A 25810-nucleotide genomic window follows, 5' to 3' on the forward strand; every position below is an offset into this window, starting at 1 on the left:
GATTCTGTTCGTCTGTGCTCCACAGTGCATGACGATAGTGGAGCAAACATTACGACAAACCATTTTCGATGGAACTAGAGAAAAATAGTGTCGTAAGCGTGATCGAAGCTTCTTTCTGCCGAACCGGAATCCGGATGAGGTCCCTGACTCAAAATAACATCAACTTCCGCTAACCTCCTGAAATCATGAATAACTATCAGGATCGCGGACTAGCCGAACTTGCCCGTGCGCGGAAAACCCTTCGGCACCATTCGCCCGGCAGACGCGCGCGCACCGATCCACTCGGCAAGCTCGGCCTGTGACCGCGTAAAGGTGCGCTCGGCCGAATCCAGCCAGGTCAGGCCGCTTTCCATGGTGAAGGTCTTCATGTCGAGCACGCCGCCGGACTTGAATTTTTGCAGCCGAACACCCTTGCCGCGCGTCATTTCCGGGATTTCCGACACTGCGAACACCAGCATCTTGCGGTTCTCACCGACAATGGCAACGTGATCACCGGCAACCGGAATGCAGAACAGCGCCTCATCCGGGGCCTTCACATTCATCACCTGCCGGCCCTTGCGCGTATTGGCGACCGTCTCGTCCTCGGACACGATGAAACCATTGCCCTGCTGGGACGACAGAAGCAGCCTGCGCTTCGGCTCATGCACGAAGGCGGTGACGATGTCCTGATCCGTCTCCATGTCGACCATGATGCGGATCGGCTCGCCATGTCCGCGCCCGCCCGGCAACCTATCTGCACCGATGGTGTAGAACTTTCCGCCGGTGGTGAAGACGAGGATCTTGTCGGTGGTCTGGGCGTGGAAGGCCAGCTTGAGGCTGTCGCCCTCCTTGAAGGAGAGCTGCGAATAATCGCTCAGATGCCCCTTCATGGCGCGCAGCCAGCCCTTTTCGGAGATGACGACGGTGACCGGTTCCTTTTCGATCATCGCCTGCGCAATGTCGGTCAGGTCGTGCTCCGGCGCTTCCGCGAAGCTGGTGCGGCGCGGCCCGAGCTCCTTGTTTTCTTCCGGCCCGAAATCGCGGCGGATGGTCTGGATTTCCCAGGCAATGGTGTTCCACTGCTTCAGCACATCGCCCAGCAGCGCCTCGATCTGCTGCTTTTCCTCGGTCAGCGCATCGAATTCCTTGCGGATCTCGAACTCTTCCAGCTTGCGCAGAGAGCGCAACCGCATGTTCAGGATCGCCTCGGCCTGCGTGTCGGTGAGGTCCCAGCGTGCCATCATCACGGATTTGGGCTCATCCTCCTCGCGGATGATGCGGATCACCTCATCGATGTTCAGATAGGCAATGAGATAGCCGGCAAGGATCTCCAGCCGCCGCTCGATTTCCGCCAGACGATGGCGCGAACGGCGCTGAAGCACCTCGCGGCGATGATCCAGCCATTCGCGCAGCACGCTCTTCAGCGACAGCACGTTCGGCACCTTGCCGCGCGACAGCACGTTCATGTTGAGCGAGAACCGGCTTTCCAGCTCGGTGAGCTTGAACAGCGATTCCATCAATATGCCGGGATCGACGGTGCGGCTCTTCGGCACCAGAACGATGCGGATATCTTCCGCGCTTTCATCGCGGATATCTTCCAGAAGCGGCAGCTTCCGGGCGATGAGCAACTCCGCGATCTTCTCGATCAGGCGCGACTTCTGCACACCGTAAGGGATCTCGGTGACGGCGATCGTCCACGTCCCGCGGCCATGATCTTCCTGATGCCAGCGCGAGCGCACGCGAAACGAGCCGCGGCCGGTGCGATAGGCTTCGGCAATGGAAGCGCGGCTGTCGATGATGATGCCGCCGGTCGGGAAATCAGGTCCCTGAACGAACTCCATCAGCCGGTCGTCGGAGATTTCCTGTCCGGATTTGGTGCCGTCGATCAGGCAAAGAGCAGCGTCGCACAATTCGGCGGCGTTGTGAGGCGGAATGGAGGTCGCCATGCCGACCGCAATGCCGGAAGAGCCGTTGGCGAGCAGGTTCGGAAAGGCGCCCGGCAGAACGACCGGCTCTTCGTCTTCCTCATTATAGGTGGGACGAAAATCGACCGCGTCCTCCGTGATGCCGGCGAGCAGCTCGGTCGCCACATCGGTCATGCGCGCTTCGGTGTAGCGCATGGCTGCGGCATTATCGCCATCGATATTGCCGAAATTGCCCTGCCCGTCGACCAGCGGGTAGCGCATCGAAAAACTCTGCGCCAGACGCACCAGCGCATCATAGATCGACTGATCGCCATGCGGATGGAACTTGCCCATCACCTCACCGACGATGCGCGCGCATTTGGCGAAACCCTGATCCGGATTGAGGCGCAAAAGGCGCATGGCGTGCATGATGCGCCGATGGACAGGCTTCAGCCCGTCACGCACATCCGGCAATGCACGATGCATGATGGTCGACAGCGCATAAGCAAGATAGCGCTCCTCGAGCGCCCGCTTCAGGTCGACTGGTTCGATATGATCGCCGCCATCTCCGGGCGGCATAAGGCTTTTTCCCATGGGGTTTGACTAACCGAGGCGATGATTCGCGGCAAGGGCAAGGCTGGCGTCAAGTGGGGTTCTGATCACTGAAAAACGCATTCATGTTTGCTATTTTGAGATGATTTTCTACTAATAGGTCAAAATTGCACTTGCTCGTGCCACATGCTGCAGTCAAATGCTCGCCATTCTCCCTCTCAAAGAATAAATTCGGAGTCCTCCCTGATGAGCCTGCAATCTGCGAAATGGTCAATGCTGACCGCCTCGACCATTCTTCTGGGAATGGCCATCGCTCCGGCTTCGGCACAGAGCATCGATGATGTGGCCGCCCGCGTGAAGTCCAATTTCACCGAACAGGGCGTTGAGATCGAATGGAAGGGCCTGTCCGGCGACCTTTCATCGATGGTCATGCAGGGCGTGTCCTTCAAGGCAGCCGGCACGGATAGTGCCTTCGAGATCGGCGACCTCACCCTTGAAAACATCAGCGAAGCCGATGGCAACCTCAATGTCGGCTCGATCAGCAGCGATGCCTACTCGCGCAACGACGGCCCGACTTCCTTCGAGATAAGCCCGATGGTCATGAAGGACGTGATCCTGTTCGGCGAGGCCAGCTCCAATCCGTTCGGCGGCATGATGTACTACCGTTCGATCAGGCTGGACGACATCAGCATGAAGAATTCGGGCAAGACCGCATTCGCCGCCAAAGACATCTCGGCGACCATGTCCGAGTTTGCGACCGACAAGCCTGTGACCATGGAAGCGACCGTCCCGAATTTCACCGCCGACCTGACACTGGTCGACGACCCGAAATACAAGGATGCAATCGAGGCTCTCGGATACCAGACCATCAACGGATCGATCCGTATGGAAGGAAGCTGGAACGCCGCAGACGGCGACATGAACATCGTGAAGTACGATACGAAAATCGACAATGCCGGCACATTGGGTGTCAGCATGCGCCTCGGCGGCTACACGACGGAGTTCATCAAATCCATGCAGGAACTGCAGAAGCAGATGGCCGAAGCGTCCGAGGAAGCCGATTCCTCGGCACAGGGCATGGCCATGCTGGGCCTGATGCAGCAGCTGAGCTTCAATTCTACATCGATCCGCTTCACGGACGATTCGCTGACCAACAAGCTTCTCGACTATTTCGGCAAGCAGCAGGGCGTGTCCGGCAAGGATGTCGCCAATCAGGCCAAGGCGATCGTTCCTTTCGGGCTGGCCCAGTTGCAGAATCCTGAACTGACCGCGCAGGCCTCCGCCGCCGTCAACCAGTTCCTGGACAATCCGGGCAGCCTCGAAATCTCGGCCGCGCCGACCAGCCCGGTTCCGTTCGCCCTGATCATGGCGGACGCCATGGCAAATCCGACGAACCTGACCAAAACGCTCGCAGTGTCGGTAAAGGCCAACCAGAACTGATCTGCGCTCTGTTCGCAGACAAAAAAGCCGCACCGGAAACGGTGCGGCTTTTTTCATGATATCCGGATCAGGTTCAGGCCGGATGAAGCGTACGGTTCCGCGCCTGCGATGACGCCGAGATGACGCCGACCGGCATCAAAGGTTCAAGATGAATGGTGCCCACCGTCTCGCCGTCCTCAAACACCAGCTCCGCATTATAACGTCGGGCAAGGGCACGCATCGCCGCATTGTGCGGGTGGGTGGTGACAAGAAGTCTGGTGTAGCCAAACCCCCTCGCCTGCTCGATCAGCCGTTCGAACAATTTTCCGCCAAGACCCTGATGCTGAAGGTGACGCTCGACGCTGAAGGCGATTTCAGCCGTAGGCTGGCTTTGATCGGGGCTTTCATGCAGTTCCGCCGCGCCCAGAACCTTGTCGCCCTCCACATAGCCGATCACCGTGGTTCCGGCAGCGGAGGAACGGTACACATAAGATGAAATGAAACTGTCGTCGGCCAGTCCATTGAAGCGATCACGCCGGCTTTCCGAATCGAGCCTGAGAAGATGCTCGCGAAACCTCGGCATATCCGAGGGTCTAAGCTGGCGTATGGTCCCCGTCAGGCGAACGGGGCTGTGAACAGTCTGCTCCATGTCGCACTCCTCTGGGTTCCTCCCTGAGATCGTCCCGACATTCCTGATATTGTGCAACGCAACATAAATATCAAGTCATTGATGTTGCTTATAGACGTACATGAACGGGAAGCTGCCATTCCAAAATGGAAGGGCTCCCGATCTGCCGGTTTTTCGCCTCACCCGCCCTGTGCAAGATAAATCGTGCATTCACGGAGCGGCTGTCGTAAAACGGCCCCATAAAGGTGACAGAAAAAATCATAATTTTTAATGGGCTTGTCTAGAATTATTCCAAGGTATAGGCCATATATAACGCACAGCTTTCCTGCGAGGATGGATCATGCGACTTACGCGCCAGACCAATTACGCCATACGCATCCTGATGTATTGCGCGACCAATGACGGCAAGTTGAGCCGCATACCCGAGATCGCCGCGGCCTACACCGTTTCGGAACTCTTCCTGTTCAAGATCCTTCAGCCGCTCGTCGAGAACGGGCTGGTGGAGACCGTGCGCGGCCGCAATGGCGGCGTGCGCCTTGGCAAGCCGGCAGAGGAAATCACTCTGTTCGACGTGGTGCGCGTCACCGAAGACAACTTCTCGATGGCCGAATGCTTCGACAACGATACGGCCGACTGCCCGCTGATCGACAGCTGCGGCCTCAACGCTGCCCTGCGCGAAGCTCTGGGTGCCTTCTTCGCCGTGCTGGAACGTCACACGATCGCCGATCTCGTCGCTGCCCGCCCGAACATGCGCGAGGCGCTCGGTATCGATGATCTGGCGCCGCGCAATGTTTCCCCGCGCAAGGTCGCGGCCCAGCACAATGTGCCTGCGGCCTGATCGTTCACGGCATACATAGAAAATGAAACGACCGGCCTTGTGCCGGTCGTTTCGTTTCTAAGCGGCAGACTGAGGAAGGACGAACGGAGTGCCGGGAGCGGGAACAGCCCCCACGCGCAACCGGCAGCCGAAAACGCGCTCGATCATCGAATCACTGAGAACGTCCTGCGGCGCGCCAACCGTGTCGAGCCTTCCGCGATGCATGACATGGATGCGGTCGGCATACATCGAAGCAAGGTTGAGGTCGTGCAATATGGCGACCACCCCGCCCCCGGCCTTCACGAAATCGCGCGCGATGTCCATGATGATGAGCTGGTGCTTGATGTCGAGGCTGGATACGGGCTCATCCAGAAACAGATAGCGCGGCTGGCCATCCAGAACCGGCACCCACACCTGGCACAGCACGCGGGCCAGTTGAACCCGCTGCTGCTCGCCACCTGACAGCTCCTGATAGAAGCGCCCTGCAAAACCTTCCAGATCAACGCGCGCCAGCGCGATTTCGGGAAGCTGCTCAGCCTCCGTGCCGATTATACCCGAACGGCCGCCGGTCAGCCCCATCCTGACGATTTCCCGCACCGTGAAGGGAAAGGACAGAGATGTCGCCTGTGGCAGCACCGCACGTATGCCGGCTGCATCCAGCGGTTTCATCGACCGAAGATCGCGCCCGTTAAAGGCAACCCGCCCTTCATAGGCGAGTTCGCCGCACAAGGCCTTGAGCAGGGTCGTCTTGCCGGAGCCGTTCGGCCCCACAATGGCGACGAGTTCGCCGGGCTTCGCGGAAAAGCCGACACCATGCACGATGCGCGTCGAGCCGATCTGGATGGATATGTCCTGTGCTTCGATCATGCCGGCCTCACAGATCGATGACGCCGCGATTGCGCAGCAATATCCACAGGAAGAACGGAGCGCCTGCAACGGCGGTGACGATGCCGATCGGCAGCTCCGCCGGCGCGACGATCGTGCGTGCCACCGCATCCGCCAGCAGCAGCAGCGATGCCCCGAGCAGCGCCGATGCCGGCAGCAGATATCGATTGTCCGGCCCCATGGCGAGACGCAACAGATGCGGCACGACGATGCCGACGAAGCCGATGCCTCCACTCACGGCCACCGACGAGCCGACGGAAGCGGCCACGCTTACGATGGCGATGTATTTCAGTTGCTGCACCGGGATGCCGAGATGCGTCGCGGTCGCCTCGCCCAGCGCCAGCGCGTTCAGCCCGCGCGCCAGAAACGGCGTCGCGGCCATGGCCAGCACCATGATCGGAGCGACGGCGCCGATCTTCAGCCAGGTGGCCCCCGCAAGCGACCCCAGTTGCCAGAAGGTCAGGTCCCGCAACTGGCGGTCATCGGCCACGAATACCAGAATGCCCGTCACCGCACCGGCCAGCGCTGCAAGCGCGATCCCTGCCAGAAGCATGGTGGCAACCGATGTCCGGCCCTGCCGCGTCGCGACCTTGTAGAGAACCAGCGTTGCTGCCAGGCCACCGAAGAAGGCGGCTACCGGCAGGGAAAAAGTCCCCATTGCCAGAGTCACCGGAGCCAGCACGGTCCCACCGAGAACGATGATCAGCACGGCGGCAAGACCTGCGCCGGCCGAAACGCCGATGAGCCCGGGATCAGCCAGAGGATTGCGGAAAAGCCCCTGCATCACCGCACCGGACACGGCCAGAGAAGCGCCCACAAGAGCTCCCAGAACCACGCGTGGCAGGCGGACATCGTTGATAATGATGCGGTCGCGAACACTGAGCGCATCATCTGCCGCCCCAAACAGCCATCCGCGCACGACTGCCACTGCAGAGGCATCCGAAGCGCCTGAAGCGAGGCTGAACAGCATGGTCAGAGCAAGAAGAACGCACAGCAGCAGAATAACCAGACGCGCAAGCGCGGATCTGTCACCGGCGACGGCATAACGTTTTATGCCGGCTTCCCCGGCAGCAACTGGATTGGTCATGTGGATTCCGCGCGCTTCAGTCGGCGACTTCTTTGCCGTATAGCGCGACTGCGACGTCACGAACAGCATCCGCAGTGCGAGGGCCAAAGCCCAGCATATAGGCGCCGTCCATGCGCACCACTCTGCGGGCCTTGCCGGCAGGCGTGGTGGCAATGATGGGATTGCCGAGAATCTCGTCATCGCCGCTCTGGTGGCCACCGATCTGCCCCATCATCAGGATGACATCCGGACGCGCGTCGACAATCGCTTCTTCGGTCAGCTGCTTGTAGCCGGAATAGCCCTCGATGGCGTTCACGGCACCGGCAAGCTCTATGATGCCGTTGGCAGCCGTATCAGCCCCTGAGGCCATGATCTTACCGCCCTGCGCCGATAGAATGAACAACACGCGCTTGCGGTCTTTAACATTCCCGGTGAGCGCTTTGGCTTCATCGATCTTCGCACCCACCTCGGCGGCAAGTGCATCAGCCTTCTTCTCGACGCCGAGCGCCTTGCCGACTACATCGATCTTGCGGATGATGCCTTCCCGGTCGAACGTCTCGGGGACCTCGATGTAAGGCACGCTGGCCTTTTTCAGCACATCGATCGTCTCCTTGGGGCCACTGCCCTCAAGTGCCAGTATGCCGCCGGGGTTGACGGAAAGAACGCCTTCCGGTGACAACTGGCGCATGTAGCCAACATCCGGCAATTCAAGAGCTTCAGGCGGGAACACGCTGGTCGTGTCGCGCGCAATCAGGCGATCCTGCTCGCCCAGCGCGAAAACGATCTCCGTGATGGAGCCGCCTATGGCGGCAATGCGCGTTGGATCCTCGAATTTCCCGTCGATCTCGGCGGAAGTAGCAGCCAAAGGCGTAAAAGCGGCCATGCACAACAGCATGGCCGCACGCGCAGCGAAACGGGAAAAGATTTTCATTTCAACACCTTCAAGCCGGGACAGACACCGGCACCTTGGGAAGATTCTCGGCAAGGAAGCGCCAGTCGTCACGCTCCATTTCGCCTTCATGGCGCTCGCCAAAGAACTGGATAATTATCCTGCCCTGGGAATCATAGGCTTCAATTGACGTGACGAAACCGTCACGGGTCGGCTTGCGCACCCCCCACACCTCGGCAATGTGGTCGAGTCGCAGATGCAGATGGAACGTCTCGTCCATGACGTTCAGCCACGGCCCCATCGGCTTCACCGAGGTGATCGGCCCGGTGTGGATCTGGATGCAGCCATGGTTGCCGACAAAGCACATGATCGGGAGTGCCTCGGCGGCGGCGTGATGCATGAGCGCCGCGACAGCATCCTCATCGACCCGCCACGCATATTCCGGCCCGACAAGGCGCATGGCCTGCAAACGGCTGATCCGAAGCGACCGCAGCATCCCGAAGAACTGGTGCACATCGGTCAGGGCACCCCAGCGCTCGCGCAGTTCCTCGACACGAACGAAAGCCTCGGCAGGCGACGAGGACACCTCCCCGAACACAGGCTCCACTTCCAGGCGGGGAAGCTGGTCATCGACCTGAAGCTCGCCCACCAGCTTGTGGAACGCATACAGGTTGGAGGCATTGCGCAGATGGACCTTGTGGACGGCATGTCCGGCACGGTCGAAGAATTGCAGGCTGTGGCGAACCTCGTCGCCGCTGCGCTTTTCGACCGCAAAGCCGTGCGCCCAGACTTTCGGGAAGATGCGCAGATCAATGTCCCGGCCAAGCACCAGCGCATTGTGCTCACCCACCGAAACCTTGTCGTAGACGCCGATCTTCTCGTGAACGGCGCTTTCATTTCGGGTCAGGGCCATCGCTTCGCCAATGCCCTGCAAACCGCTGAGCACCGACTTCACGTCAGGCCGGATGCGAACGGCTTCATGACCGCAATGCGCCGCAAGCAACTCGGCCTCGCTTATGCCAAGCTGCGCCGACAGATCACGCTCGCGCATCCGGGGGTTCTCGATCCGTGCCCGCCTGATCTCATGCGGGCTCGGCTTCACGCGCTGGTCCATTGGCTCTAACCCTCGATGGAGCCAATCACTTGTTGAGGATCAGCTTACCCTGACGGGTAATCTTCAGGCGGTACAGTGCGCCATGATGCTCGATGCCGATCTCATGCTCACCCTGGAAAAGGCTGTTGGACGACAGCGTCCTCACGGAAAAGGGCGTGCGATCGACCCGTACCGGAACGGCCTGGTCTACGCGGCGGACGCGATAGCGGAAGTCGTTGGGAGTGTGCGCAGTCATCGATCTCGATCCCTCTCGTTGGGGGTGGCTAGGGCTGCTCGAACATGATTTTCGATTTCTTGACTCTAATAATCATGTTTTATCACAACTGCAATACCGGACTAAATTAGTCAACATTAAAGGCAAACACCAGTGCAAAAAATGCACTGCAACCCCTTTCCTCGCCCCTCGTGCGGCCTCTTTCGGCCGGGAGCCATTCAAACCCCTCAGGCAGCCCGTGGCTCGAGGGCCAACGCAGGCGAAAGACCTGTCACGCGCGTGTCATTCCCGAATTATCTGATGGCATCCGTGAAATGCGCACCAGACAATGGGCTTTCGGGAAGGCAGGGCTTGCCATATCCTGTCCGGATAGTTCAAGTTTTACACTCTACATCCTGATCGAACAATCGTGCCGCCGGCCAAGCCGGTCAAAATCGATGATGAACGGCAAGAAAGGTGATGACGACCGTGAGATTCTCCACTCTTTTATCAATCGCGCTTCTTACCAGCGGCACCGTGGCGGCGGGCAATGCCTCCGCACAGGATACGGCACCGAAATCCGCGCCGGCAGCACTTTCCCTTGAACTCAATGCCGCCCAGCCATCGGACAAGGGCTGCCGCCTCACCTTCGTCGTGAACAACGGGCTGGGCACGGATCTGACAAAGGCCTCGTTCGAAATCGCGCTTTTCAACGATTCGGGCGTGGTGGACCGCATGACGGTCCTCGATTTCAAGGAACTGCCGCAGGGCAAGACCAAGGTCAGCCGCTTCGACCTCGCCGGAATCGACTGTGCAAAGATCTCGCGGGCGCTTGTGAACGGTTCCAATGACTGCGCCGGCGATGGTATCGAGCCGACAGCCTGCATGAAGGCTCTTCAGCCCAGCTCGAAGACCGACATCAATTTCGGCGTATAACCGCAGCCTCCGTCGTTCGGAAAGGACAGCCATGTACATTGCCATGAACCGTTTCAAGGTCCTCAAGGGCTCGGAAACGGATTTCGAGAACATCTGGAAGAATCGCGAATCGACGCTGCATGAGATGAAGGGTTTCAGGACCTTCCACCTGCTGCGCGGACCGGTGAACGAGGCCGAGAACTACACGCTGTACGCATCGCATACGGTATGGGAGAGCGAGGACGATTTCCTCGCCTGGACGAAGTCGCAGAATTTCCGCGATTCGCATCGCAATGCCGGCACCGGCAAGGCGACCACTGTGGGTCATCCTCAGTTCGAAGGCTTTTCGGCCATCGAAGGCGCCTGAGCGCCTTCCCTGCGATCTCGCAGCTTATGTTCGGCAAAAGGCTCCGGGATCATGTCCCGGAGCCTTTTCTTTGCCAACGGCTGATAAGACTGCTGGTCAGACGCTCGCCAGCAGGCTGGCATTGCCGCCTGCGGCGGTCGTATCCACGCACACCGCGCGCTCATGCGCATAGGCTGCCGGATAAATGACCTCCGTAACCAGCGGCACGATCGGCCCCGCCCGCTTTGCCAGCGCGCGGCGAATGGCCCTCGCCTCCTCCCCGCCGCCGGAGAAAGCCACGACATCGACCGGCAGCGACGAAAGCTCATTCGCATCGGCGCGCGCATCGAGCGTCGCGATCGGCAATCCCTTGCCGGTCAGCGCCGACAGGATGGCAGCGGCATCCGGCGACACGGCCAGCACGGCATTGCCGGCGGCCAGCGCCTGAATGGCCTGCGCCAGCAGCGTATCGGCATCGGGACCAATGCACAGAACCCGTCCGCGCGGCACCAGAGCCAGCGTGTTGGCCTCTCCGGTGGGGCCGGGCAGATCGATCTGTCCGAATTCCAGTCCCGCCGACGCGGCCACCGCCGCAGCCCCCTTGCCGCGCAGATGCTTGCGCAGGATGGCGATGCGGTCAGGCCGGGCAGACCAGCCGCCAGGTGCTGGATCCGGCAGATTGTCCTTCAGCTCGGTCGCCACAGCGATGCGCGCGTTGGCAAGCACAGTGCCAGCCTCCGGCGCCTTGCGGAACCGCCGCAGATAGTGCGGACCGCCGGCCTTGGGGCCGGTGCCGGAAAGCCCCTCGCCGCCAAATGGCTGCGAGCCGACCACGGCGCCGATCTGGTTGCGGTTCACATAGATGTTGCCGGCATGGATGCCGTCGACGAAATGCTGGGCGCGACCTTCGATGCGGGTATGCAGGCCAAAGGTGAGGCCGTAGCCGCGCGCATTGATCGCCCCGATGACCGAATCGAGCTTGTCGGCGTCGAATGTCGCCACATGCAGCACCGGACCGAACACTTCGCGTTCGATCTCCTCGATGCCGCGCACCGAGATGATATGCGGCGCGACGAAACGACCGCCTTCCGGCGCATCAAGCTTCGCGACCACCTTGCCACGTGCCTCCATGTCCCGGCAGTAATCGCCGATCGCGCCCTGTGCCTCTGCATCGATCAGCGGCCCGACATCACTGGAAAGCGCCCACGGATTGCCGAGGCGCAGCTCGTTCATGGCGCCGATGAGCATTTCCTGCACCTTCTTCTCGACATCCTTCTGCACATAGAGGATGCGCAGCGCCGAGCAGCGCTGGCCGGCGCTCTGGAAGGATGAGGCGAGAATGTCGCGCACCGCCTGTTCGGGCAGAGCGGTCGAATCGACCACCATGGCGTTGAGCCCGCCCGTCTCGGCGATCAGCATGGCATCGGTCGCCGCCGTCTCGGCAAGCTGCTTCTCGATCAGCTTCGCGACCTCGGTGGAACCGGTGAAGCAGACGCCGGCGATTCGAGGATCGGCCGTCAGGGGACCTCCGACGGAAGGCCCGTCGCCGGGCAGGAGCTGGATCACGTCTTCCGGCACGCCGGCCTCGCGCAGCAGTTCCACGGCGCGATACGCGATCAGCGGCGTCTGTTCGGCAGGCTTTGCGATGACCGCATTGCCGGTAACGAGTGCCGCGGCGATCTGACCAGTGAAGATGGCGAGCGGGAAATTCCATGGCGAGATGCAGGCGATCACGCCGCGCGCCTCTGCCGCGGCTTCGACATTGGCGGCTTCGCAAGCGTAGTAGCGCAGGAAATCCACCGCTTCTCGAAGCTCAGCCACCCCGTCGGCCAGCGTCTTGCCGGCCTCGCGGGTGGCAAGCGCGAAGAACTCGCCCGCATGCGCCTCGTAAAGATCGGCAGCGCGGAGCAGGATCGCGGACCGCTCTGCGACGGGACGCGCCGCCCATTCGGGTTGGGCTTTCACTGCGAAGCCCACGGCATTCTTCACCTGCGCTTCGCCGGCCTCGGCCACCGTGCCAACCACTTCCCCGACATTGGCGGGGTTGATGACGTCGCGCGTGCTGCCCTTGCCCTTGGCGCGGGTCAGCGGCTTCGCCTGCCATGTATGCGGGGCCGCGAAAGGCGCTCTCGCCTTCTCGAGCGCCTCCAGCGTCACGACATCGGTGATGTCCCAGCCTTTTGCGTTGCGGCGATCAGCGCCGAAGATCGCCAACGGCTTCGCAATGTTCGGATTGGCGGCAGATCCTTGCGTCTCGACGATCTCCAGCGGATCGCGGGCGATGGCCTCCGGCGGCACCGCCTCGTCGGTCAACTGGTGGACGAAGGAGGAATTGGCACCGTTTTCCAGCAGGCGGCGCACCAGATAGGCCAACAGGTCGGAATGCGCGCCGACCGGCGCATAGATGCGGCAGCGCGTGCCCTCGGCCTTGCGCACGGCCTCATGCAACTGCTCGCCCATGCCATGCAGGCGCTGGAACTCGAAGCACTCCCGGTTCGGAGCCATGGACAGGATCGCCGCAACCGTATGGGCATTGTGGGTGGCGAACTGCGGATAGATGCGGTCGGTCATCGACAGCAGCTTCTTCGCGCAGGCCATGTAGGAAACGTCCGTATTGGCCTTGCGCGTGAAGACCGGATAGCCCGGCAGGCCCATGACCTGCGCGCGCTTGATCTCGGTGTCCCAGTAAGCACCCTTCACCAGCCGCACCATGATGTTGCGGTCGAGCTTGTTGGCCAGCGCATACAGCCAGTCGATGGCGAAGGCGCAGCGCGGGCCGTAGGCCTGCACGACGACGCCGAACCCGTTCCAGCCGGCAAGGCGCTCGTCGGCCAGCACCAGTTCGATGACGTCAAGCGACAAGTCGAGCCGGTCGGCCTCCTCGGCATCGATGTTGAGGCCCATATTGGCCTTCTTCGCCGCCAGCGCCAGCGACAGCAGCCGCTCTGCCATCACCGGCAGCATGGTTTCCCGCTGCGCCACCTCATAGCGCGGATGAATGGCCGAAAGTTTCACCGAAATGCCGTGGTTTTTGCGGATGTCGGTGCCGTTGGCTGGCGTATCAAGCGCGGCGATGGCATCCGCATAGGCCTTGAGATAGCGCAGGGCGTCGGCCTCGGTGCGGGCCGCCTCGCCCAGCATGTCGAAGGAATAGAGATAGCCCTTGTCGGTCATCGACTTGCCGCGCTTCATCGCCTCGGCGATGGTGCGGCCGAGCACGAACTGCTCGCCCATCTCGCGCATGGCTGCCGCCACCGCCTTGCGGATGACGGGCTCTCCCAGACGGCGGACCATGGAGCGCAGCGTCTTTTCGATGCCGCTCTCACCCTCTTCCAGAACCCGCCCGGTCAGCATCAATGCCCATGTGGAAGCGTTGACGAAGATCGAGGACGACGAGCCCGAATGCGCGGACCAGTCATGCGGAGCAATCTTGTCGGCGATCAGATCGTCCATGGTCTCGGCATCCGGCACGCGCAGCAGCGCCTCGGCCAGACACATCAGCGCCACGCCTTCCTTGGTGGAAAGACCGTAGGCTGAGAGAAAGACCTCCATCAGCCGCGGATCGGACGAACCGCGCACGGCCTTGACGAGGTCCACGGCACGCCGGGTGATCGCCACGCGCTCTTCGGGCGACAGAGCGATCGCTTCGACCAGCCGTTTTACGGCGGCGTCCTCATCGGGGAGATAATTGGCACGGATCTGCTGGCGAATAGGTGCAAGGGTCGGCATGGCGTTCCTGTCGAAACAGAGGCAAATCTCAACGGTCTGGCGGCCGCCACGACCGATATGAGGAACCTAGCATGAGCCCATGAAATTAGCCGGTCCAATTATCTCGACGAAACGGTCATTATGAACTATGAGAATGCCATTATTTAATCATGTTGGACTATCAAATTCGATATGGAAGACCAACTGGACCGCATCGATCGCAACATTCTCTTTGCTCTCGCGCAGGAGGCACGGCTTTCCATGGCCGAACTGGCGGCAAAGGTCGGCCTTTCCAAAACGCCGGTGCAGGCACGCGTCAGGAAGCTTGAGAATGAGGGCTTCATCCGCGGCTACAGCGCCATCATCGATCGCGAACGCATGGGTGAAGGCCATGTCGCCTTCGTGCAGGTGAAACTGTCGGACACGCGCTCCGCCGCCCTCGACGAGTTCAACCGCGCGGTTCAGGCCGTTCGCGAGATCGAGCAGTGCCACATGATGGCGGCGAGCTTCGATTATCTCCTGAAGGTTCGCACCCGCGACATCGCCAGCTATCGCCGCGTGCTGGGCGAGCGCATATCGGCCCTGCCGCATGTGGCGCAGACATCGACCTTCGTCGCCATGGAAACGGTCAAGGACAGGTAGGAAGTCGTCTTTTCAAGTGCTTACAGGACAACGTTGAAAATGACGCTGTCGGTTCCGGCCGCCGCAAATATCCAAAGCCGCAGTTGCCACCAGCCGGGCGTCGGAAATTTCACACCCTGAATGCGGTAGCTGCCGCCGCCCAGATAGTCGGTCGCCTGCGGGCTGGTCGGAAGGCCCTGATTCTGCTCCGCCATGCCGCCGGCAACGTGAATCGCCGCGTTTTCGACCGGCTGACCGGATTTCATCCTGATCGTAACCAGCCAGGCCTGCGTTTCGCCAATGCGCACCGCACCCGTTTCAGGCTTCATGGAAACGCTGAACAATCCTCTTTCGCTGGATTTTGCACGCGCCAGCTCATTGCCGCCTGCTCCTCCCGCATATCCGAACAGATAGGCGGCAGCGATAACAGCGATGAGCACAGCCGTGATGGCGGCTGAAATGAGAAGATAGCGTCCCAGGGATGCCAAAAACGTCGTCCCGGCCAAAAAATGAAACCCGCTTGCCCGGCAAGCCGGATGTCGCATGGATTATATGGAATTCACTGTTTCCACGACAAGCGGACATCCGCTCCATCGCAACGAAAAAGGGCGCACCGAAGTGCGCCCTGATCCGGATGAAGGGCTGTTTTAAAGCCCCAGTCCGCCGATGCAGACATATTTCGTGTCGAGATAGTCGTCCATGCCCTGATGGCCGCCCTCGCGGCCAAGGCCGGATTCCTTGACACCGCCGAACGGCGCTTCCGGCGTGGTGATGATGCCTTCATTGACACCGACCATGCCGTATTTCAGGCCTTCCATCACGCGGAAGGCACGGCCCAGATCACCGGTGTAGAAATAGCAGGCAAGGCCGAACTCGGTGTCGTTGGCGAGCGCGACCGCTTCTTCCTCACTCCCGAACTTGAACACCGGCGCCAGCGGCCCAAAGATTTCTTCCTTCATGAACTTCATCTGCGGGGTAGCGCCAGACACCACGGTCGGCTGGAAGAAAGAGCCGCCCAGTTCATGGCGCTTGCCGCCGGTGACGACCTTGCCGCCCTTGGCAACCGCGTCCTCGATGAATTCCTCAACCTTCTCGACCGCATTGACGTCGATCAGCGGCCCCTGCTGCACACCCTCGTCAAGCCCCGAGCCGACCTTGAGCGCGGCCGAAGCTTCGGCAAGCTTTTCCACGAAAGCGTCGTAGATGCCGGCCTGCACGAAGAAGCGGTTGGTGCACACGCAGGTCTGACCCGAGTTGCGGAACTTGGCCGCGATCGCGCCCTGCACCGCACGGTCCAGATCGGCATCGTCGAACACCAGGAACGGCGCGTTGCCGCCGAGTTCCATCGACACCTTCTTCACCGTCGAGGCGCATTTTTCGATCAGCATCTTGCCGACCTCGGTCGAGCCGGTGAAGGTCAGCTTCTTGACCAGCGGGTTGGCGCAGATCTCATCGCCGATGGCGCCGGCCGAGCCGGTCACGATGTTGACCACGCCCTTGGGAAAGCCCACTTCCTCGCACAGCGCGCCCCAGGCGAGGCCGGAGTAAGGCGTCTGGGAAGCCGGCTTGACGACTGCCGTGCAGCCGGCGGCAAGCGCAGGGCCAAGCTTGCGCGACAGCATGGAGGACGGGAAGTTCCACGGCGTAATGGCTGCGATGACGCCGACGGGCTCCTTCGTCACCAGCACGCGACGATCCGCCCACGGCGAAGGCACCACATCGCCATAGGCGCGACGTGCCTCTTCGGCGAACCACAGCACATAGGCGGCGGAGGAGCCCACTTCGCCCTTCGCCTCGGTCAGCGACTTGCCCTGCTCCATGGTGAGCAGCTCGGCCAGCGCATCCTGGTTGTCCATGATGGCGTCGTGCAGCTTGCGCAGCAGTTTGGAGCGCTCCAGCGCCGAGGTCTTGCGGAACGACAGGAACGCTTCCTGCGCCGCAGCGATGGCGCGGCGGGTTTCGGCTGCGCCCGATTTCGGCACGGTGCCGATCTTGAGACCGGTGGCCGGGTTGATCACATCGATGGTCTGGCCGGAATCCGCCTGCACCCATTCTCCGTTGATGAGATTGGCCTGCTTCATGAAATGGCTGGTCTTCTGGAGCATCGTCTGCCTCCGCTTGGCGCTCTCCTGAGCGCAAATATCAAAAAAATCATGGAACGACGCGCTTCGGGAGCAGGCGTCACTAGTGGTATTATCCCAAGGTAAGCGCCGCGATCAACCGTCGCGCTCTTCTTTGCGCTGGTCCAGCGATATCGGCTTCATCCGAATATGCAGCCCACCACCAGCAGCCATGCAGACGTCGTCATCACCGCCATGAGCGTCGACAGCGTCATCTGGTTCGAGGCCAGCCCCTGTCCCGTGCCGAACTGCGTCGCGATCAGATAGGAGTTCACGCCTGCAGGCAACGAAGCAGCCACCACCGCCACTTTCGCCGCAAGGGGCGGCAGGCCGAACAGAATTGCGAATATGAGCGCCAGTCCCGGCATCAGCACCAGCTTGACGGCCGACAAGGCCAGTGCGGGACGCAGATTGCCGGAAATGCCGAATGCTTTCAGCCCGGCGCCCATGGAAAACAGCGCTATCGGGCCCGCTATATCGGCAAAGGCATCGACCAGCCGCCCGGCGACGGATGGCAACTCCCAGCCGGTAAAGCGCCATGCCAAGCCTGAAAGTATTCCCACGATCAGCGGGTTTGCAAACAGCCGGCCGAGAAAGCTGCGCAGGACGCGCGCCGGGTGCAATTCACCATCGCCCTCCCCGAACAGCTCGAACAGAATGATCGAAGCCATCATCATGACCGGCAGATGCACGGCGATCAGAAGCGAGATCACATCGGTTCCCGGCTGGCCGAAGATGCCGGAAATCAGCGGAATTCCCAGCAGAACGAGATTGGAAAAGGAAGATGAGACGCCACCGATAACGCCGACGCGCGCATCCCTGCCCAGCCAGCGCGTCATGATCAGATGGCCACTCGTCCAGGTAAGGGCAATGGCGCTGAAATAGACGACCCACAGCAGCCATGGCGCGGCGCCATGAAAATCCACTTTCGACAGCGTGCGGAACAGCAGAACGGGCATGGCGACGCCCACCGCGAACTGGCCAAGCATTTCGCCGGCACCAGCCTTGAGGTAATTGCTCCAGGCGGCGACATATCCAATTGCGACGAGACCGAAGACATAAAGAATGGTCTCTATCAGTTGCGACATGTCGTTCCGGTCACATCCACGTCATTGTTCCCCACAGCGCCTCAGTTGCGGATAGAAAGAGATAGTCGATTCGCACGCAAAGCCCGCCTTCTTGTTTTTCTAAGGGGTTTGCCGTCCCTATATGTCCGGAATCGAAACGGGAATGCCTATGCTCCGGTATGTAATCCTTCTGGTTGCGCTTATGTCTCCTCTTCCGGCCCTCGCCACCGATGCGGGCTGGGCGGCGTTGCGCGAGGGCGGACACGTCGTTCTGCTGCGCCATGCGATGATCAGTGGAACTACGGAACCGGCCAATTTCGACATCGACAAATGCAACACCCAGCGCAACCTGTCGGACCGTGGCAGGCAGCAGGCCCGCAAGATCGGTGCACTGTTCGGCGCGCGCGCCGCGCGTGTGGAGCGGGTGGAATCGAGCCGCTATTGCCGGGCGCTGGAAACCGCACGCCTCGCCTTCGGCATGCAGCCGGAAGCACTTGAGGCTCTCGACCCGCTGAGCGACGACGCGGAGGCCCGTGCCCGGCAAAAAGAGATGATCCTCGAACAGATTCGTACCTATTCAGGCTCGGACCTTCTCGTCCTCGTGACCCATCTGGAAAACATCCAGGAAATCACCGGCGTTTCGCCCCGCGAGGGTGAGGTCGTCATCGTTGCCCCGCAGGGTGACGGTGTGCGGGTTCTGGGTCGGGTGGTGTTCTGAGGTCGTCAGGCCGTCGTGGCAATGAATTTCAGCACACCGGCTATCCCTGATCCTTTCCGGGCACCGTCCGAAGGGTGATTGATACCATCGGTCACGACAACTTCAGCGAAGTCGAACGGGCTCACGCCCTGAAGGCATGCGGCATTCACGCCGAATTCGTTCGGGTTGGAACGCCTCTGGTGATGGGTGTAGATGCCGCAGACCGAACAGAAATAGTGTTTCGCGGTGTCCGTGTTGAACTGGTAGAGGGTGAGCTTGTCCTGACCGCTGAGAATATCGAGGTCACCGAGTTCGGCAGTTACGGCGACCGCGCCGCGCATGCGGCAGTAGGAACAGGTGCAGCGGCGCGCGGAGTGCAGCCCGTCACGCAAGCGCACATGGAACCGGACGGCGCCGCAATGGCAGGCGCCATCGGCCTCCCGAATATCGAGGCTGGTCATTGCAATCTCCTTCACGCGAACCGACATAGGCCTGCATGAAAAGGCATTCGCAACTGACCTGCAAGCGTGCGCCGGCCGTGGGCATGGCACATTCGGCCTTTTCCTGTCGGCAAAAACCGACTAGACAGCGCCCAAACACCTGAATTCAGCTTTGGCCGAAAATCGTAAGGAAAAGCCTCTTGTCCACCACGTTCGATAAAGTCGCCAAGATCATTGCAGAGACCAGCGAAATCGATCTCGACACCATCACCCCCGAAAGCCACACCATCGACGATCTCGGCATCGACAGCCTCGACTTCCTCGACATCGTGTTCGCCATCGACAAGGAATTCGGCATCAAGGTTCCGCTCGAGAAGTGGACCCAGGAGGTCAACGACGGCAAGGCCTCGACCGACGAGTATTTCGTCATGAAGAATCTCTGCGCCAAGATTGACGGGCTGATCGCCGCCAAGGGCGCCTGAGCCTGAAATCGGCACACAGGATCGGCAAAGCCTCATGAGCGCTCGCGACGTCGTCATCACCGGCATCGGCCTCGTCTCCTCTCTGGGAGAAGGTGCTGATGCGCATTGGCTGAAACTGTCCGCCCCCGGCACGAAGCCGGTGGTGGATAGCGAGCGTTTCGCGCCCTACACGATCCATCCCCTGCCCGAGATCGACTGGAGTCTGCAGATCGCCAAGCGTGGCGACCAGCGCCAGATGGAAACATGGCAGCGCCTCGGCACCTACGTTGCCGGCCTTGCGCTCGCGGATGCCGGCATCCGCGACAACGAAGACCTGTGCGCAACCATGGATATGGTGGTGGCGGCAGGCGGCGGCGAACGCGACGTGGCCGTCGATTCCGACATTCTGGCCGCTTCCGAACAGCGCGACGACTTCGATGTCCTGCTCAACGAAAAGCTGACCACGGAACTGCGCCCCACCCTCTTCCTGGCGCAGCTTTCCAACCTGCTGGCCGGCAACATTTCGATCGTTCACAAGGTTACCGGCTCTTCGCGCACCTTCATGGGCGAGGAAGGTGCCGGCGTCTCGGCGATCGAGACGGCAGCCGCCCGCATCCGCTCCGGACAGTCGACGCACATGCTGGTTGGCGGCGCGTTCCAGACCGAGCATCCCGATATGCTGCTGGGCTATGAGCTCGCCGGCTATCTGCATCGCGGCGACTGGAAACCGGTCTGGCAAAGGCAGGACGCAGAAGGCGGCGGCATCGTCTCCGGCTCCGGCGGCGCCTTCCTTGTGCTGGAAAGCCGCGAGCATGCCGAGAAACGTGGACAGCGCATCTATGCAACGCTCGGCCCCGTGGCCAGTGGCCGCGCCCGCCGCGACAAGGGCGAACTGGCCTCTGCCATCGGCAAGCTGCTCAATGTCACCGACCTGCCCGCTGAGGGTTTCCTGACCATTTCCGGTGCATCCGGCGCCCACAAGGCGACGGAGACGGAAAAAGCTGCCTTCGACGAAAAGGACAATGTCGCGCTGCGCGCCTTCTCGACACTGACCGGCCACCTCAAGGAAGCGCAGTTCCCGTTCGCGGTGGCGCTTGCGGCTCTTGCCGTCAGCAACAGGGCCTCCTATCCGGCTTTCGAAGCGGATGAGAAGCCTTTCGAGGGGCAGCTGAAATCCGTTCTGGCAACGACCATCGGCTATCACCATTTCGAGGGCATGGCGCTGGTCAGCGCCCTCGACTGAAGTCCGGAGCCTGGCATGACGAAATTCACGGATCATCTTGGACGTCCCGTCGTCGCCGTCACCGGCATCGGCGTTGTGACCTCGCTCGGCGTCGGCAAGAAGGACAACTGGGAAGCGCTGACCGCCGGCAGGTCCGGCATTCATCCCATCACCCGCTTCCCGGTCGATCACCTCAACACCCGCATTGCCGGCACCGTCGATTTTCTCGCCTCGTCCTCCAAGGGCGCGAGCGCGCTGACCTATGAGCTGGCTGAAACCGCGGCTGAGGAAGCCGTGGCCGAGGCGGGCCTTGCCATTGATGATTTCGGCGGCCCCCTGTTCCTCGCCTCCCCGCCGGTCGAACTGGACTGGCACGACCGGCTGGCGCTCTACAGGAACGGCGACGACAAGCCCGCGCCGGATCGGCTGCTGGAAGTGGCGCGCAACCTCAATTCGCTGGAAATGTTCGATTCTTCGCAGTTCGCGACGATTGCCGACAGGCTGGCGGACCGTTTCGGCGCGACCGGCCTGCCGATCACGCTGTCGACCGCCTGCGCCTCCGGCGCAACCGCCATCCAGCTTGGCGTCGAGGCGATCCGGCGCGGCGAAGCCAACCGCGCCCTGTCCATCGGCGCTGATGGCTCGGCAACCGCCGAGGCGCTGATCCGTTTCTCGCTGCTGTCGGCGCTGTCCACCAGCAACGATGCGCCGGAAAAGGCATCAAAGCCCTTCTCGAAGGACCGCGACGGCTTCGTTCTGGCCGAAGGCTCCGCTGCGCTGGTGCTGGAATCGCTGGAAGCCGCGACGGCGCGTGGAGCCACCGTGCTGGGCATCATCCGCGGTTGCGGTGAAAAGGCCGACGACTTCCACCGCACCCGCTCCAAGCCGGATGCTTCGCCGGCCATCGCCGCCGTGCGTGCAGCCCTTGACGATGCGGGACTTGGCGAGGACGGCATCGACTACGTCAACGCCCACGGCACCTCGACACCTGAAAACGACAAGATGGAGCATCTGTCGCTGTCGACCGTATTCGGCGAGCACATCAACCGCATGCTGGTCTCATCCAACAAATCGATGATCGGCCACACGCTCTCCGCCGCCGGCGCGATCGAGGCCGCTTTCTCGATCATGACCATGCGCGAGGGCGTCATTCCGCCGACCATCAACTATGACAATCCCGACCCTGCGATCACATTCGACGTCGTGCCGAATGTGAAGCGGGAAGCCGAGGTGCGCACGGTGCTGTCGAACTCCTTCGGGTTTGGCGGCCAGAACACCTGCCTTGTCATGGCGCGGGAACCTGTCTAATTCCTCTTTTCTGAATTCGTTCTTGGGAATGGGGCGGCCTGGCCGCCCATTCTGTTATTGATAGGGAGCGTCGTTCGATGCGCGCACTGCAACTCATCGAGGATCGCCGTCTGGAGACGGTGGACATCGCCCCGCCCCCCGCTCCTGGACAGGGTGAGGTGACGCTGCGCATCAGGGCCGTGGCCCTCAACCATATCGACGTCTGGGGCTGGCGCGGCATGGCCTTCGCCAAGCGCAAGCTGCCGCTGACCGTTGGCGCGGAAGCTTCCGGCGAGGTCGAGGCGGTCGGCCCCGGCGTGTCGAACCTTCTACCCGGCCAGCTGGTTTCCATCTATGGAGCGCGCACCTGCGGCCTGTGCCGCGCCTGCCGCGAGAAGCGCGACAATCTGTGCGAGCACGTCTCCGGCGTGCATGGCTTCCATCTGGACGGCTTCGCGCAGGAGAAGATCAATCTGCCCGCCCGCCTTCTGGTGCCCGCCCCGCTCGGTGTCGACGCCATTGGCGCCGCCGTCGCTCCCGTCACCTTCGGCACTGTCGAGCACATGCTGTTCGACAACGCGAAGCTGGAGCCCGGCGAGACGATCCTGATCCATGCCGGCGGGTCCGGCATCGGCTCTGCCGCCATCCAGCTTGCCAAAAAAATGGGCTGCACCGTCATCACCACGGTCGGCTCCAACGACAAGATCGGGAAGGCGAAGGCGCTCGGCGCCGATCACGTCATCAACTACCGCGAGGACCGCTTTGAAGGCGTCGTGCGCAAGCTGACGAAGAGGAAGGGCGTCGACGTCGTGTTCGAGCATGTCGGCAAGGACACATGGGCCGGTTCGATGCTGAGCCTGAAGCGCGGCGGCCGTCTCGTCACCTGCGGCTCCACCTCCGGCGTGTCGACCGACATGAACCTGATGATGCTGTTCCAGCAGCAGCTCAAGCTGCTCGGCTCCTTCGGCTGCCGCATGGAGAACATGGCCAACGCCATGCAGAAGATGGCCGCCGGCCTCGTTCATCCGGTGATCGATACCGCTGTCGATTTCGACGGCATCGACGCGGCGCTGAAGCGCATGGAAGGCCGCGACGTGTTCGGCAAGATCATCCTCAACGTCGGCTGAGGGGCGTTCCGTCTTGGCCTCCGGTTCAACCGGCAACTGGCGCCGCGAACTGAAGTTCCGCACCGCCCTGCGCTTTCGCAAATTCCGGCACTGGCTGGTGGCGAAGCTTGCGATCTGCGTCATGTCGGTTCTGCGCCTGCTGCCGCCGGACAGCGCGCTCAATTTCGCCGGGAGCGTTGCCCGCCGCGTCGGCCCGCTGACCGGCCGCCACAAGCTGACGCTGGACAATCTGCGACAGGCCTACCCTGAAAAGAGCGACGCCGAAATCGAAGCCATCGCCCTCGATATGTGGGGCAACATGGCCAGGCTCGGCGCGGAATATATCTTCCTCGACAAGCTGTTCGATCTCGACCCATGGTCCGATACGCCCGGCCGCATCGAGGTGTCGAAGGAAAGCATCGCACTGTTCGAGCGTATCGCGGCCGACGAGCGCCCGCACATCATCTTCACCGGCCATCTCGGTAATTTCGAGCTGCTGCCGGTGGCCGCGGCGACCTTCGGCATGAAGGTGACCGCCCTGTTTCGGCCTCCGAACAATCCCTATATCGCGGACTATATCCAGTCGATGCGCTCCTCCAGCATGGGCGAACTGATGCCGTCGCTCAGCGGCGCGTCCTTCGCACTGGCATCGATTCTCGATCAGGGCGGCAATGTCGGCGTTCTCGTCGACCAGAAGTTCATCAACGGTCTTGAAACAACCTTCTTCGGCCGCACCTGCCAGAGCAATCCGCTGCTCGGCATGCTCGCCCGTCATTACGAGTGCGACGTCTATCCCGCCCGCTGCGTGCGCCTTCCGGGAAACCGCTTCCGGCTGGAGATCGAGGAAAAGCTCGATCTGCCGCGCGGCCCGAAGGGAAATGTGGACGTAAAGGCCACGACCCAACTGGTCACCGATGTGGTGGAACGCTGGGTGCGCGACGATCCCGGCCAGTGGATGTGGTTCCACAAACGCTGGCAGCTAAGCGGCAGGCGTCGCGCCGTGCGTGAACAATCCTGACACATATTTAGCCGAAAAATTAGTTCGACAGCCTCCCGTCACGTCACTTCACCTTTGCAGGCGATGTGTTACACTGCGTGTGCAATGTTGGTCAGGGAGGCTCCATTGAGAACAACCAGAGATAGCAATCGCCCCCCAATGCTCTGGACGCCCTGGGGAGAACAGAAGATCACGCAGCCCGGCGAAAGGTTTGCCGCATTGCGACGGCTGGCGCTGAAACTGCGAAAAGCTCAGCATTTGAAGCTGGCGCAGGACAAGCGGGTTTCAACCTGAAAAGCTGAACCGCAGGCAACCGGATACACGGCGAACTATATGAGCAAAAAGCTTCGCCTGAAGACTGCGCACTGAAGCGCAAGACCTCAGGAAAACGCAGCGTAAAGTCCGGAAAGCAGATTTCGTAGGCTGAAACGGCGGGAAATTCCCGCCGTTTCCTGTTTTCAGTAGTAATTCATCACCGCGTGGCGCGCCTCGGCGAAAAACAGCCAGCGTTCGGCGAGTATGCCGAGCACAAAGCTCAGCGCTGCGAGAGCCGAAAGAAGGATGGCGAAAGCGCCGCCCGGCCCCATCGCGGCAGCGGCGACAAGCAGCACTGCCGGCATAATAGCTCCGGCGATGAGCGCCACGTTCCAGAGCTTGGCAGCATGCTTGCGGCCCACGCGAAACCCCATTTCGCGCGTCAGATAATTTTCGGTCATATGTGGACGCTCGAACAGCCGCACCTGTCCCATGGTGCCCAGACCCGTCGCTGATTCGGGCGTGGACAGTGGCGAAAGCTCTTTCATGCGCGCGCGCCATTTCACCTTCACCGCCCATGCAGCGGCCAGCATCACCAGCGCTGCCACCGTCTTCAGCGGTGTAAGCATGCCGGAGCAGGCGGCCAGAAACGCCGTGAGAACCAGCCCGCCTGCTGCCGAAAACAGCAGGAAGCTGGCAGGTGTCAGCCGCGTGTTCCATGCCTGCACGGAACGAAGCGAAGCATAGATCATGGCGGTGCAAATCACCGTGACGGCGCTCATCCCCGTGCCCAGCAGCCCCGGCAGCCAGACATAGCGGCTTTCGATGACCGCCAGCCATGCCGACCATGTGAGCGGGATAAAAGTAGCGATCGCCATTACCCCCTCGCGCGACAGCCAGCTTGAACGCCACTGGCTGAGCGCCCGCCACGCCCGCTGCGGATTGCCGAGATGCGCGGTGGACGACAGAAGCCCCGCCGCGATCAGCGCCAGCGCCAGCAAATGCCCCACCTTCGTGGCGATATGCGCCGGATCGAGCAGGCCGAGGCCAAGCATCGCCGCGAGACCATAGCCAAGGCCGGAAAGAGTGGTGAACAGGATGATAGACGGTGCCGGATGCAAA

Annotated in this window: 24 protein-coding genes; 11 read left to right on the forward strand and 13 right to left on the reverse strand. The window is 61.5% G+C overall.

What is annotated here, in order from left to right; all coding sequences use genetic code 11:
- Positions 1-209: 209 nt before the first annotated feature.
- Complete coding sequence (parC, locus tag HNR59_RS12800; RefSeq protein WP_183830757.1) at positions 210-2477, reverse strand: DNA topoisomerase IV subunit A; 2268 nt, start codon at positions 2475-2477, stop codon at positions 210-212.
- 204 nt (positions 2478-2681) lie between these two features.
- Here parC and HNR59_RS12805 point away from each other — a divergent pair, with 204 nt between their 5' ends.
- Entirely contained in the window at positions 2682-3875 is a 1194-nt protein-coding gene (locus tag HNR59_RS12805; RefSeq protein WP_183830759.1) for a hypothetical protein, read from the forward strand.
- Between the two features lie 73 nt (positions 3876-3948).
- Here HNR59_RS12805 and HNR59_RS12810 read toward each other — a convergent pair whose 3' ends face one another.
- On the reverse strand, positions 3949-4503 hold the full coding sequence (locus HNR59_RS12810) for a GNAT family N-acetyltransferase (protein WP_183830761.1): 555 nt from the start codon (positions 4501-4503) through the stop codon (positions 3949-3951).
- A gap of 319 nt (positions 4504-4822) precedes the next feature.
- Here HNR59_RS12810 and rirA point away from each other — a divergent pair, with 319 nt between their 5' ends.
- The gene (gene rirA / locus HNR59_RS12815; protein WP_183830763.1) at positions 4823-5320 is read left to right on the forward strand and encodes an iron-responsive transcriptional regulator RirA; all 498 of its coding nucleotides are present in this window, start codon (positions 4823-4825) and stop codon (positions 5318-5320) included.
- 57 nt (positions 5321-5377) lie between these two features.
- On the opposite strand, the gene HNR59_RS12820 is transcribed toward rirA, so the two are convergent.
- From HNR59_RS12820 to hemP, 5 genes are read right to left on the reverse strand one after another with little or no spacing between them, the layout of a single operon-like run.
- Entirely contained in the window at positions 5378-6166 is a 789-nt protein-coding gene (locus HNR59_RS12820) for a heme ABC transporter ATP-binding protein (RefSeq protein ID WP_183830765.1), read from the reverse strand.
- A 7-nt stretch (positions 6167-6173) separates the two neighbouring features.
- Positions 6174-7271, reverse strand: a complete 1098-nt coding sequence (locus tag HNR59_RS12825) for a FecCD family ABC transporter permease (RefSeq protein ID WP_183830767.1) — start codon at positions 7269-7271, stop codon at positions 6174-6176.
- A 16-nt stretch (positions 7272-7287) separates the two neighbouring features.
- A complete protein-coding gene (locus HNR59_RS12830; RefSeq protein ID WP_183830770.1) occupies positions 7288-8181 on the reverse strand; it encodes a heme/hemin ABC transporter substrate-binding protein in 894 nt (297 codons plus the stop codon).
- Positions 8182-8191: 10 nt separating this feature from the next.
- Positions 8192-9253, reverse strand: coding sequence for a hemin-degrading factor (locus HNR59_RS12835; RefSeq protein WP_183830772.1), 1062 nt, complete (start codon positions 9251-9253; stop codon positions 8192-8194).
- A 25-nt stretch (positions 9254-9278) separates the two neighbouring features.
- The gene (gene hemP, locus HNR59_RS12840; protein ID WP_183830774.1) at positions 9279-9488 is read right to left on the reverse strand and encodes a hemin uptake protein HemP; all 210 of its coding nucleotides are present in this window, start codon (positions 9486-9488) and stop codon (positions 9279-9281) included.
- A gap of 438 nt (positions 9489-9926) precedes the next feature.
- Here hemP and HNR59_RS12845 point away from each other — a divergent pair, with 438 nt between their 5' ends.
- Complete coding sequence (locus HNR59_RS12845) at positions 9927-10382, forward strand: hypothetical protein (RefSeq protein WP_183830776.1); 456 nt, start codon at positions 9927-9929, stop codon at positions 10380-10382.
- A gap of 31 nt (positions 10383-10413) precedes the next feature.
- A complete protein-coding gene (gene hmuQ, locus HNR59_RS12850; protein ID WP_183830778.1) occupies positions 10414-10728 on the forward strand; it encodes a heme-degrading protein HmuQ in 315 nt (104 codons plus the stop codon).
- A 96-nt stretch (positions 10729-10824) separates the two neighbouring features.
- On the opposite strand, the gene putA is transcribed toward hmuQ, so the two are convergent.
- Positions 10825-14436 (reverse strand): bifunctional proline dehydrogenase/L-glutamate gamma-semialdehyde dehydrogenase PutA, encoded by a 3612-nt coding sequence (gene putA / locus HNR59_RS12855; RefSeq protein ID WP_183830780.1) that lies wholly within the window; start codon positions 14434-14436, stop codon positions 10825-10827.
- Between the two features lie 171 nt (positions 14437-14607).
- Here putA and HNR59_RS12860 point away from each other — a divergent pair, with 171 nt between their 5' ends.
- The gene (locus HNR59_RS12860) at positions 14608-15057 is read left to right on the forward strand and encodes an Lrp/AsnC family transcriptional regulator (protein WP_183830782.1); all 450 of its coding nucleotides are present in this window, start codon (positions 14608-14610) and stop codon (positions 15055-15057) included.
- Positions 15058-15077: 20 nt separating this feature from the next.
- On the opposite strand, the gene HNR59_RS12865 is transcribed toward HNR59_RS12860, so the two are convergent.
- The 3 genes from HNR59_RS12865 to HNR59_RS12875 form a co-directional block, all read right to left on the reverse strand.
- Positions 15078-15524, reverse strand: coding sequence for a FixH family protein (locus tag HNR59_RS12865; protein WP_183830784.1), 447 nt, complete (start codon positions 15522-15524; stop codon positions 15078-15080).
- 159 nt (positions 15525-15683) lie between these two features.
- Positions 15684-17141: an NAD-dependent succinate-semialdehyde dehydrogenase gene (locus HNR59_RS12870; protein ID WP_183830786.1), complete on the reverse strand. Its 1458-nt coding sequence runs from the start codon at positions 17139-17141 to the stop codon at positions 15684-15686.
- Positions 17142-17296: 155 nt separating this feature from the next.
- Positions 17297-18244, reverse strand: coding sequence for an AEC family transporter (locus tag HNR59_RS12875; protein WP_183830789.1), 948 nt, complete (start codon positions 18242-18244; stop codon positions 17297-17299).
- 148 nt (positions 18245-18392) lie between these two features.
- On the opposite strand from HNR59_RS12875, the gene HNR59_RS12880 reads away from it, so the two are divergent.
- Positions 18393-18941 (forward strand): histidine phosphatase family protein, encoded by a 549-nt coding sequence (locus HNR59_RS12880; protein WP_183830791.1) that lies wholly within the window; start codon positions 18393-18395, stop codon positions 18939-18941.
- A gap of 5 nt (positions 18942-18946) precedes the next feature.
- On the opposite strand, the gene HNR59_RS12885 is transcribed toward HNR59_RS12880, so the two are convergent.
- On the reverse strand, positions 18947-19381 hold the full coding sequence (locus tag HNR59_RS12885) for a GFA family protein (protein WP_210307245.1): 435 nt from the start codon (positions 19379-19381) through the stop codon (positions 18947-18949).
- Between the two features lie 179 nt (positions 19382-19560).
- Here HNR59_RS12885 and HNR59_RS12890 point away from each other — a divergent pair, with 179 nt between their 5' ends.
- From HNR59_RS12890 to HNR59_RS12910, 5 genes are all read left to right on the forward strand, one after another.
- Entirely contained in the window at positions 19561-19842 is a 282-nt protein-coding gene (locus HNR59_RS12890; protein WP_183830795.1) for an acyl carrier protein, read from the forward strand.
- 34 nt (positions 19843-19876) lie between these two features.
- On the forward strand, positions 19877-21064 hold the full coding sequence (locus HNR59_RS12895; RefSeq protein ID WP_183830797.1) for a beta-ketoacyl-ACP synthase: 1188 nt from the start codon (positions 19877-19879) through the stop codon (positions 21062-21064).
- 15 nt (positions 21065-21079) lie between these two features.
- On the forward strand, positions 21080-22351 hold the full coding sequence (locus tag HNR59_RS12900; RefSeq protein WP_183830799.1) for a beta-ketoacyl-ACP synthase: 1272 nt from the start codon (positions 21080-21082) through the stop codon (positions 22349-22351).
- A 77-nt stretch (positions 22352-22428) separates the two neighbouring features.
- Positions 22429-23457, forward strand: coding sequence for a zinc-binding dehydrogenase (locus HNR59_RS12905; RefSeq protein ID WP_183830801.1), 1029 nt, complete (start codon positions 22429-22431; stop codon positions 23455-23457).
- 13 nt (positions 23458-23470) lie between these two features.
- Positions 23471-24454: a lipid A biosynthesis lauroyl acyltransferase gene (locus HNR59_RS12910; protein ID WP_183830803.1), complete on the forward strand. Its 984-nt coding sequence runs from the start codon at positions 23471-23473 to the stop codon at positions 24452-24454.
- Positions 24455-24891: 437 nt separating this feature from the next.
- Here the strand turns inward: HNR59_RS12910 and HNR59_RS12915 are convergent, their stop codons facing one another.
- On the reverse strand, positions 24892-25809 hold the full coding sequence (locus HNR59_RS12915) for a dimethyl sulfoxide reductase anchor subunit family protein (RefSeq protein ID WP_183830805.1): 918 nt from the start codon (positions 25807-25809) through the stop codon (positions 24892-24894).
- Position 25810 lies beyond the last annotated feature (1 nt).

The sequence above is a fragment of the Aquamicrobium lusatiense genome (assembly GCF_014201615.1).
Lineage (GTDB): Bacteria > Pseudomonadota > Alphaproteobacteria > Rhizobiales > Rhizobiaceae > Mesorhizobium > Mesorhizobium lusatiense.